Source organism: Gemmatimonadales bacterium, assembly GCA_030697825.1.
Taxonomy (GTDB): domain Bacteria; phylum Gemmatimonadota; class Gemmatimonadetes; order Gemmatimonadales; family JACORV01; genus JACORV01.
The window spans coordinates 1-9,938 of record JAUYOW010000194.1 but is presented as its reverse complement, the minus strand read 5'-3'; the positions used below and the strand labels follow the sequence as shown (position 1 = coordinate 9,938).

The 9,938-nt window shown below is 69.9% G+C and carries 8 protein-coding genes; 5 read left to right on the top strand and 3 right to left on the bottom strand.

Annotated elements, in window-relative coordinates; genetic code table 11:
- A partial coding sequence (gatA, locus tag Q8Q85_10360) for an Asp-tRNA(Asn)/Glu-tRNA(Gln) amidotransferase subunit GatA (GenBank protein MDP3774656.1) occupies nucleotides 1-1,476 on the top strand: 1,476 nt, incomplete at its 5' end.
- A complete protein-coding gene (gatB, locus tag Q8Q85_10355; GenBank protein MDP3774655.1) occupies nucleotides 1,473-2,915 on the top strand; it encodes an Asp-tRNA(Asn)/Glu-tRNA(Gln) amidotransferase subunit GatB in 1,443 nt (480 codons plus the stop codon). The genes gatA and gatB, both read left to right, overlap by 4 nt.
- On the opposite strand, the gene Q8Q85_10350 is transcribed toward gatB, so the two are convergent.
- On the bottom strand, nucleotides 2,890-3,843 hold the full coding sequence (locus tag Q8Q85_10350) for a zinc dependent phospholipase C family protein (protein ID MDP3774654.1): 954 nt from the start codon (nucleotides 3,841-3,843) through the stop codon (nucleotides 2,890-2,892). The genes gatB and Q8Q85_10350 overlap by 26 nt on opposite strands.
- An 8-nt stretch (nucleotides 3,844-3,851) precedes the next feature.
- Entirely contained in the window at nucleotides 3,852-4,277 is a 426-nt protein-coding gene (locus tag Q8Q85_10345; protein ID MDP3774653.1) for a hypothetical protein, read from the bottom strand.
- A gap of 57 nt (nucleotides 4,278-4,334) precedes the next feature.
- Here Q8Q85_10345 and murA point away from each other — a divergent pair, with 57 nt between their 5' ends.
- Together murA and Q8Q85_10335 are read left to right on the top strand one after the other, a co-directional pair.
- Entirely contained in the window at nucleotides 4,335-5,615 is a 1,281-nt protein-coding gene (gene murA / locus Q8Q85_10340; GenBank protein ID MDP3774652.1) for a UDP-N-acetylglucosamine 1-carboxyvinyltransferase, read from the top strand.
- Nucleotides 5,612-6,403 (top strand): polyphenol oxidase family protein, encoded by a 792-nt coding sequence (locus Q8Q85_10335; GenBank protein MDP3774651.1) that lies wholly within the window; start codon nucleotides 5,612-5,614, stop codon nucleotides 6,401-6,403. Before murA ends, Q8Q85_10335 begins: the two co-directional genes overlap by 4 nt.
- Before the next feature lie 27 nt (nucleotides 6,404-6,430).
- Here the strand turns inward: Q8Q85_10335 and Q8Q85_10330 are convergent, their stop codons facing one another.
- A complete protein-coding gene (locus tag Q8Q85_10330) occupies nucleotides 6,431-8,002 on the bottom strand; it encodes a benzoate-CoA ligase family protein (GenBank protein MDP3774650.1) in 1,572 nt (523 codons plus the stop codon).
- A gap of 173 nt (nucleotides 8,003-8,175) precedes the next feature.
- Here Q8Q85_10330 and Q8Q85_10325 point away from each other — a divergent pair.
- The coding region (locus Q8Q85_10325; protein MDP3774649.1) for a PAS domain S-box protein at nucleotides 8,176-9,938 on the top strand (1,763 nt) is incomplete at its 3' end.

The window sequence follows — 9,938 nt, the reverse complement described above, 5'->3', positions numbered from 1 at the left end:
CCGGCGGAATTTCCCGTCGAAGAAGCCTCGGTGGCTTCGCTGCAGGCCGCCATGCAGGCCGGGCGGCTGAGCGCTGAGGCGCTCGCCGGAATATATCTGCGCCGCATCCAGGCGATCGACCGCAGTGGCCCCACGCTACGGTCCGTGCAGGAGGTGAACCCCGACGCGCTCGCGATCGCGCGGGCGCTGGACGACGAGCGCCGCGCCAGGGGCCCGCGCGGTCCGATGCACGGCATCCCGGTACTCCTCAAGGACAACCTCGCGACCGCGGACCGGATGGAGACCACGGCCGGCGCGCTCGCCCTCGTGGGCGCGAAGCCGCGCCGGGACAGCTTCATCGCGCAGCGCCTCCGCGAGGCGGGCGCGGTGATCCTCGGCAAGACGAATCTCGACGAGTTCGCGATGGGCTCGTCCACCGAGCACTCCGCCTACGGGCCGACGCTGAACCCGTTGGATCCGGCGCGCGTGCCCGGCGGCTCGTCGGGCGGATCGGCCGCGGCGGTGGCGGCCGGCGCTGTGAACCTGGCTCTCGGTTCGGAGACCGGCGGATCGGTGCGCCAGCCGGCCGCCTTCTGCGGCATAGTCGGCATCAAGCCCACGTACGGGCGAGTGAGCCGCTACGGGCTCGTCGCGTTCGGTTCCTCGCTCGACCAGATCGGCACGTTCGGCAAGGACGTGGCCGGCGCCGCGCGGCTGCTCGCCGCCATCAGCGGCAAGGACGACCGCGACGCGACCACGCTCGACCGCGTCCCGCTGGGCGAGCCCGGCCCGGCGCCGACGTCGCTCGCGGGGATGGTGATCGGCGTGCCGAAGGAGTACTTCCCGGAGGGACTGCACCCGGGCATCCGCGCTGCTACCGATCGGGCGCTGAAGATGCTCAAGACCCTCGGTGCCCAGATCCGCGACGTAACGCTGCCTCACACCAAGTACGCCGTCCCGACCTACTACATCGTCGCGCCGGCAGAGGCTTCGTCCAACCTGGCACGCTACGACGGCGTGCGATACGGGCCGAGGGAGGACGGCGGCCTTCGTGACGTGCGCTCTCTCTACCGCTACACGCGCGGGCATGGTTTCGGGGCGGAGGTGCGGCGGCGCATCCTCCTCGGCACCTACGTGCTCAGCGCCGGCTATTACGACGCCTACTACCGCAGCGCCCAGCGGGTCCGGGAGCGCATCCGAGCCGATTTCGCCCGGGTATTCGCGACCGGCGTCCACGCGCTCTTCACCCCGACCACTCCGACGCCGGCGTTCAAGTTCGGCGAGAACCTCGCCGACCCGATCGCGATGTACCTCTCCGACATCTTCGTCTGCACCGCCAACCTCGCCGGGGTCCCGGCGCTCTCGCTCCCCATCGGGCGCGACCGCGGGCTCCCCGTCGGCGGGCAGCTCATCGGCGCGATGGAGGGCGAGGCAACCATCATCCGGATAGCCCAGGCGCTCGAGGCGGCCAGCGACGGCACGGCGGAGACGCGATGACCTGGGAGACCGTCATCGGCCTCGAGGTACACGTCCAGCTCCTCACCCGGTCCAAGATGTTCTGCGGGTGCTCGGCGAAGTTCGGCGACCCGCCCAACACCAACGTCTGTCCCGTCTGCCTCGGCATGCCGGGCGCGCTCCCCGCGCCGAACGAGCAGGCGGTGCGTCTCGCGGTGCGCGCGGCGTACGCGTTAGGCTGCGCCGTAAACGGGCGCAGCATCTTCGCGCGGAAGAACTACTTCTATCCCGACCTGCCCAAGGGCTACCAGATCTCCCAGTTCGAGGAGCCGCTCGCGACCGGCGGCCGACTCGAGATCGTCACTCCCGAACCCGGCGTTCTCACCGTCGGGCTCACCCGGCTCCACCTCGAGGAGGACGCGGGGAAGTCGTTCCACGACCGGGTGCCCGGGATGACGGCGGTGGACTTCAACCGCTCGGGCGTGCCCCTCATCGAGATCGTGAGCGAGCCGGATCTGCGCTCGCCGGCCGAGGCTCGCGCATATCTGGTGGCTCTCAAGCAGGTGCTCCACTACCTGGAGGTCAGCGACTGCAACATGGAGGAGGGGAGCCTGCGCGTGGACGCCAACCTCTCCATCCGGCGGCCCGGCGAGCCGCTTGGCACCCGCACCGAAGTGAAGAACATGAATTCGTTCTCGGGGGTGGAGCGCGCGCTGACGCTCGAGCGCGACCGGCAGGTCGCGGCGGTGGAGCGCGGCGATACCATCGTCCAACGGACGATGCTGTTCGACGCCGCGGCCAACGAGGTTCGGCCCATGCGCTCGAAGGAAGAGAGCCACGACTACCGGTACTTCCCGGAGCCTGACCTGCCGCCCCTGGTGCTGTCTGACGCGTGGCTCAAGGCCGAGCGGGAGGCGCTGCCGGAGCTGCCCGCGGCCAAGCGCCTGAGGTTCATGGCCAGCTTCGGCCTCTCGGCCTACGATGCGGGAGTGCTGTCCGGCACGCGTGAGCTTGCCGAGTACTACGAAAGCGTGGTGGCGGAGGGGATCGAGGCGAAGGAAGCGGCTAACTGGGTGATGAACGACGTCCTCGCGCTGCATCCGGAGGATGTGCAGCGCGCCCTGCCGCCCGCTACCGTCGCGGACGTCATCAGGCTGGTGAAGGCCGGCACGGCGAGCCGCCAGGCCGCCAAGCGGGTGCTGCAGGAGCTGGACGCGCGCTCGGCGAATGTCACACTCGCTCCGGGCGCCGCCCTCGATGTGGCAATGGATCTGGGCCTCATCCAGGTCCAGGACACCAACCAGATCGACACTTGGGTGCGCGAGACGCTCGACGCGCACCCGGCCGAACTGGCCCGCTATCGGGCCGGCGAAACGAAGCTGATGGGGTTCCTGGTGGGGCAGGTGATGAAACGGTCGAAAGGAACGGCGGACCCGAAGGCGGCGAGCGCCGCGCTCAGTGCCGCGCTCTCCGGGCCGTGACCCTCGGGCCGGGGCGCCGCCACGCCGGTTCGACGTCGTAGCCGTCCCAGTACCCGAGGCCGGTGCGCGGGAGCCCGAAGTGCTCCTCCGCCACGTCCGTCACCCGCTCCCGGTCCCGGCGCCCCCCGCTCTGGAGCGCGTGACGGCGCATCCGCTTCGCGGCCGATAGCGCGTCGGTGCCCGACGGGTCGAAGCGCAGCGCCTGCGCTGCGTCCCGCGCGATGAAGAAGTCCATCACGAAGTCGAACGACGTGGCCATGTGGCGCTCGACCTCGTGCTCGGGCAGGTCCCACCGGCTCCGGTCCGCCGCGATCTGCACCACCCGCTGCCACTGCGCGAGGTCCGTGAGCTGCACCAGCCCCCGGAACAGCCGCCGGTTGGTCCGCACGCTGAAGATGGTGGGCGAGATGATGCGGTCGAGGTGCTCGTCGCTGGCGCGGTGGTCGCGACCGATGATCTCCCGGGCCGTCTTCGCGCAGCCTTCGCCCACGTGCATGTCGAAGCGCGCCTCCCAGTAGGAGTGGCCGAGGGCGCGGGTGGACGACGTGAGCACCAGCCGGCGCGGCACGAAGAAGTTGTGCGCCACGACGTCCGCCGCGAGGTGGGCGAGGTAACCGAGCCCGAACGCCCGCAGCGACTCACTCCCCGCCAGCTCGGCGATCTCCTGGCCCACGTGCCAGGCGTGACTGTGGCGGCCCACCGGCGCGTACTTCTTGGCGAAGGACGTGTCGGCGGCGATGGAGCCGTAGAGGAAATCGAGGGGGAAGGCGCGCAGCAGGTCCGCGACGGCGCCGGGCAGCAGCGGGAGGTTCGCGAGGACCGACTGGCCGAGGAAGATGTGGGTTCCCGGCGACCACGCCCATCCGTCGGACGGGAGGAGCGCGACGAGCAGTGCCGCCACCGCAAGGAGCAGGAGCCCCCGTCGCACCGCGGCCGCTACTCTCCCGCGCCCCGCCGCGAGCGCACGGCGCGCCTCGCCGCGCCGAGCACGGCGCCCGAGCGGCGCACCGTGCGCACGAACGCCGCGACGTCGAGCGCCGTCTCCTCGGCTTCCTGCTGGAGCACTTCGACCAGCGCGTCGAAGTCCTTGAGCCGCCCATCCACCGTGTCGATTGCGCCCCGGAGCTTGGCCCGCGCCTCGGCGGAAAGGTCGGCGAAGCCCTCCAGCTCACCTTTCAGCCGGGCGGTCATCGCCTTGGCGTCGGCCGTGAACCTCGCCAGCTGGTCGCGGGCGGCGCGGCTTTGCTTCTTGAGCCCGAGGCCCATGACGAGGGCGACGACCCCCATCAGGAGGAAGCTCGCCGCGATGATGGCGAGCGAGATGGCGATGGTCGGTCCGACCCAGGCGGCTACGGGAGACATGGGGGTCTAAGCTAATCCGCTTGCTCTTGGGTGCGCCACATCGCATTCTTCCGCCCCATGTCTCCCTATTTCGTCGTCGAGGGCGGCTACCGCCTTGGCGGCACCGTCCGGCCGGCCGGCAACAAGAACGCCGCGCTGCCGATCCTCGCGGCGACGCTCCTCGCCGACGGCCCCGTCGTGCTCCACAACGTCCCCCATATCCGCGATGTCGAGACGATGCTCGACCTGCTGCGCGCCCAGAACGTGCGGGCGCAATGGCGGGACGAGCACACCCTCGAGCTGGACGCGCGCGCGGCCTCGGCCACCGATCCTGATCCCGTGCTGTGCGGGAAGATCCGCGCCTCCATCCTGCTCGCCGGCCCGATGCTCGCGCGGTTCGGCCGGGTGCGCCTGCCGCCGCCCGGCGGCGACGTCATCGGCCGGCGGCGCATTGACACCCACCTCCTCGCGCTGGGCCGGCTCGGAGCTGAGATCAACGTCGGCGCCACCTACGACTTCGAGGCCAAGCGCCTCACCGGCGACGACATCTTCCTCGACGAGGCCAGCGTCACCGGGACCGAGAACGCGCTCATGGCCGCGGTAGCCGCGAAGGGCCGCACCGTGCTGCGCAACGCGGCCTCCGAGCCGCACGTCCAGGACACCGCGCGGTTCCTCGTTGCGATGGGCGCCTCCATCGAGGGGATCGGGACCAACACCATCACCATCGAAGGCGGACGTCCACTGGGCGGCGCCGAGTTCACGATCGGACCGGATCACATCGAGATCGGATCGTTCATCGGTCTCGCCGCCGTGACGGACTCGCCGATCACGATCGAGGGGGTAAGGCCCGACGACCTCCGCGCCACGCTGGTGGGGTTCGGGAAGCTGGGCGTCGAGCCGCGGATCGACGGCGACAGTCTCATCGTCGCCCAGGGCCAGCCGCGCCGCATCGCCTCCGACCTGGGCGGCCACGTGGCCAAGCTCGAGGACGCCGTCTGGCCCGGGTTCCCGGCCGACCTGATGAGCATCGCGCTGGTGACGGCGACGCAGTGCGACGGGCTCATCCTCATCCACGAGAAGCTGTTCGAGTCGCGGCTCTTCTTCGTGGACCGGGTGATCGAGATGGGCGCGCGCATCGTGCTGTGCGATCCGCATCGGGCCGTCGTGGCGGGTCGGTCACAGCTCCGCGGGGGCAGGGTCGAGAGCCCCGACATCCGCGCCGGCATGGCGATGCTCATCGCGGCGCTCGCGGCCGAAGGGAAGAGCACCATCCACAACATCGGCCAGATCGAGCGCGGCTACGAGAAGATCCACGAGCGGCTGAAGGCGTTGGGCGCGAAGATCGAGCGGGGGGAGTGACGGCGGGCACCGGCGCACGGGCGCACCGGCGCACCGGGGGCGCAGTGCTCGCCGAGGCGTCCGTTGCGGGAGGAACCGTCCCCGGTGTCGAGCTGGCCGAGTGGAGGGACCGCTTCGGCGTGGTCGCCGGCGTCACGGAGCGGCCGTTCTCGCTTGGCTTCTGGACTGAAGAACCGGTAGGGACGGTCATGGGCCGCTGGCGAGCGTTTCGTGACGCGAACCGTCCCAAGTTCAACGCCGTCCAGCAGGCCCATCAGGTCCACGGCGCGGCCGTGCGGTGGCACGAGGGCGTCGGGCAGGGCTGGCACGTTGCCGATGCCGCCGATGGGCACGCCACGGTGCAACAGGGTCTCCTGCTCGGCGTGACTGTCGCCGACTGCGTGCCCGTCTACCTCACGTCCCGCGACGGGTCTGCGGTGGCGCTGCTTCACGCCGGCTGGCGCGGCACCGCTGCGCGCATCGTCGAGACGGGAGTGCGCCTCCTCCACGACCGTGCGAAAGTCTCTCCGGAAGATCTCGTAATGCATTGTGGAGTTGGTGTTTGCGGCGCCTGCTATGAAGTGGGTGAGGAGGTCGCGAAGGCGGTGCTTGGCCCGGCCGCGCGGCCCGGCAAGCAGCGTCTCGACCTGCGCGCCGCGCTGGCCCGTCAGGCCGAGGAGTTGGGAGTGGGCGAGGTCACGGTCTCACCCCTGTGCACGAGCTGTGACAACGACCGGTTCTTCTCGCACCGCGCCTCGGGTGGGAAGGACGGGCGGATGATCGCCTACGTGGGCATCCCGGTCTCCTGATCGCTTGCTGGGCGCCTCACAGCTCCCCTAACGGTGGTGCGGAGTCAGTTCTCGTAGCTTGTAACGCTGGATCTTCCCCGTCGCGGTCTTCGGCAGCTCCGGCAGGAACACCACCCACCGCGGATACTTGAAGGGCGCCAGCCGGTGCTTCACGAACTGCTTCAGCTCATGCTCCAGCTCGGTTGAGCCCGTCCTTCCGTCCTTCAGCACCACGAACGCCATCGGCTTGGTGAGCTGGTCCGCGTCTTCCGCGCCCACGACCCCCGCCTCCAGCACCGCCTGGTGTGCAACCAGGGCGCTCTCCACCTCGGCGGGAGAGACCCACTGCGCGCTCACCTTGATCATGTCGTCGTTGCGGCCCGCGTACCAGTAGAACCCATCCTCATCCTTCGTGTACTTGTCCCCGGTGCGGATCCACTCGCCCACGACCGTCGCTCTGGTGCGCTCGTGCTGGTTCCAGTAGCCCGCACAGATGCTGTCCCCCTTCACCATCAAGCTCCCCACGTCTCCCACGCCGACCTCGAGGCCGTCGTCGTCCACCAGCTTGGCCTCGTAGCCGGGCACGACCATGCCGCTGCTGCCGGGCCGCACCTTGCCGGGACGATTCGAGATGAAGGTGTGGCACAGCTCCGTCGTGCCGATGCCGTCGATGATCTCCACTCCGAACCTCTCCAGCCAGCGGTCGTAAAGCGGTTTCGGCAGCGACTCGCCCGCCGAGGAACACAGGCGAACGGAGCTGAGATCGGGGGTCGGGCCGTGCTCGGCTGCGTGGAGCAGCGCGGCGTACGCGGTCGGAACCGCGTAGAAGATCGTGGGCCGCTCGCGCGCGATGATCTCGAACACCCTGGCCGGCTCGAAGCGGCCGGGGTAGAGCACCGCCGAAGCGCCGACGGAGAAGGGGAAGTAGAGCGCGTTGCCGAGGCCGTAGGCGAAGAAGAGCTTCGCCACGGAGTAGCAACGGTCATCCTCGCGGATGCCTAACACGTGCCGGCCGAAGGCGTCGCAGCACACCGCCATGTCGTGGTGCAGGTGCATCGCCGCTTTGGGCGTTCCGGTCGTGCCCGAGGTGTATAGCCAGAAGGCGACGTCGTCCTTGGTGGTGTCCGCCGGCGCGAGGTCCGTGGATTCGCTCGCGACCAGGTCGTCGTAGGCGAGCTGCCCCGCCGTCGCCTCGCCGACGACGATGAGGTTCTTCAGGTACTTGAGCCGCGGCCGCACTTCCTCTACCGCGCCGACGAGCAGGTGGCTCACGACCACGGTCGCGGCGCGGCTGTCGTTGAGGATGTATTCGTAGTCGTCAGGCTTGAGCAGGGTGTTGGTGGGCACCGGCACCGCGCCGATCTTCATCGCGCCCCAGAAGGTCGCCACGAACGCCGGGCCGTCCAGTAGGAGGAGGGCGACCCGGTCTTCCATCCGGACGCCGAGCCGGCGCAGGGCGTTCCCGACCCGGTTCGTCTCCCCGTGGATGTCGGCGTAGGTCAGCTGCCCGCCTTCGCAGACGAGCGCTAGGCGCTCGCCGCGTCCCTCCACGACATGCCGGTCCACGAAGTGGGCGGCGGCGTTGAAGGTGCGGGGAATGGCGAGCGGTTCGGTCGGCATGAGGTCCAATATTCACGCCGCGGCCAGGACGCGCCAACCGACGGGGCGCGCGCCCTGGGGACCGAGGCCCGTGGGGGCGCCGCGCGGAGGGAGGCCACCCCTCTGGCGCCCGCTTCACGGGTTGCGATAGTGTTGGGTGCCCAGCCCCATCCATGGGCAGAGAGGAGACCGCGGTGCCGAGTCGGCGTGCCAAGCCACCCACCAAGAAGCGGCGCAAGAGGGACCCCGGGACGCGCGCGGCGAGCCGGAACCAGCTCGAGCGTCTCCTCACCAACCTGGACGAGGTCACGTACGAGGTCGTCACGCCCGGAGATCCGTTGACGGGGAAGACGGTCTACGTGAGCTGCCAGGTCGAAGCACTCGTCGGTCACACGCCGGAGGAGTTCCTCCGGGATTCCTCGCTGTGGTTCCACCTCCTGCACCCCGACGACCTGGAGTCCGTCATTGAGGTGACACGAACTATGTACGAGCGGCGGCGGCCCTGCTCCCGCCTGTACCGGCTCAGGCACAAGACGACCGGCGCCTACCGCTGGATCGAGGATCGCATCGTGCCGCGGTTGAACGGCGAGGCACGGGTGGTCGGCTACTACGGGGCGGCGCGCGACGTGACCGACCGGATCTCCGCCGATGAACAGCTCCGCTTCCAGTCGGACATCCTGCGCAACGTGCAAGACAACGTGATCGCGACCGATCTCGAGGGACGGATCACCTACTGGAACGAGGGCGTGACCGCGATCTTCGGGTACGGCCCCGAGGAGATGCTGGGCAAGACCGCCGCGATCCTTTACCCCGACCAGGACCCGCGCGCCCTCGCGGCGGATCTGGAAAGGGTCTTGCAAGGCACCGATTTCCTGGGGGAGTGGCTGCGCCGGCGGAAGGACGGGAGCCCCGTCTGGGTGGACGCCAAGACCAACGTGCTGCGCGGCCGTGATGGTCGACCTACTGGTTTCCTTGGCGTTGCCAAAGACGTAACGGAGCGCAGGCGCGCCGAACAGGCGCTGCGGGAGAGCGAAGAGCGCTATCGCACGCTGTTCGAGACGGCGACGGATGCGGTGTACATCACCACGCGGTCCGGGCGACTGCTCGACGCGAACGATGCCGCGGCCGAGCTGTGGGGAGGGCCCCGTGAGGAGCTGCTGCGCCTCAACGTCACCGAGCTGTACGCCGATCCCCGGGACCGGGAGCGGTTCGTGGAGGAGATCGAGCGGCAGGGAGTCGTGCGGAACCTCGAGATAAGGGCCCGCCACCGGGACGGAACCGTGCGCGACTGCCTGGTCTCCGGGTCGGCGCGGCGTGCCGCCGACGGCACCGTCGTTGGGTACCAGGGTGTCGCCCACGACATCACCGGGCGGAAGAGGGCGGAGGACATGGTTCGGGCTTCCCGCGACCGGCTCCGTGCGCTGGCGGTCGAGCTGCACAGCGTGTACGAAGCGGATCGGACGGCGATCGCGCGCGAGATTCACGACGAGTTTGGCCAGGCGCTGACGGGGCTCAAGATGGATCTTACGTGGCTGGTCGACCGGTGTGCCTCGGGCCCGAAGGAGGTGCCGGAACGCCTCGGCACGATGCTGGAGCTGGTGGACCGCAGCGTGGAGGCGGTCCGCCGCCTGGCGGCGCACCTTCGGCCGGCCGTGCTCGACGACCTGGGGATCGCGGCAGCCATCGAGTGGCTGTCCGAGGACTTCGCGAAGCACTCGGGGATCGAATGCGGCTGTGACGTGCCCTCCGCGGAGCCGCCGCTCGGTCCCGACCGCGCCACCGCCGTCTTCCGCATCGCCCAGGAGGCGCTCACCAACGTGGCCCGCCATTCGGGCGCGCGGCACGTGGAGATCGCCTTCACCGCTACCGACGAGGGGATCGGCCTGGAGGTGCGCGACGACGGCAAGGGGATCACCGAAGACCAGGTCGCCAGCGTCCGCTCGATCGGTCTCATCGG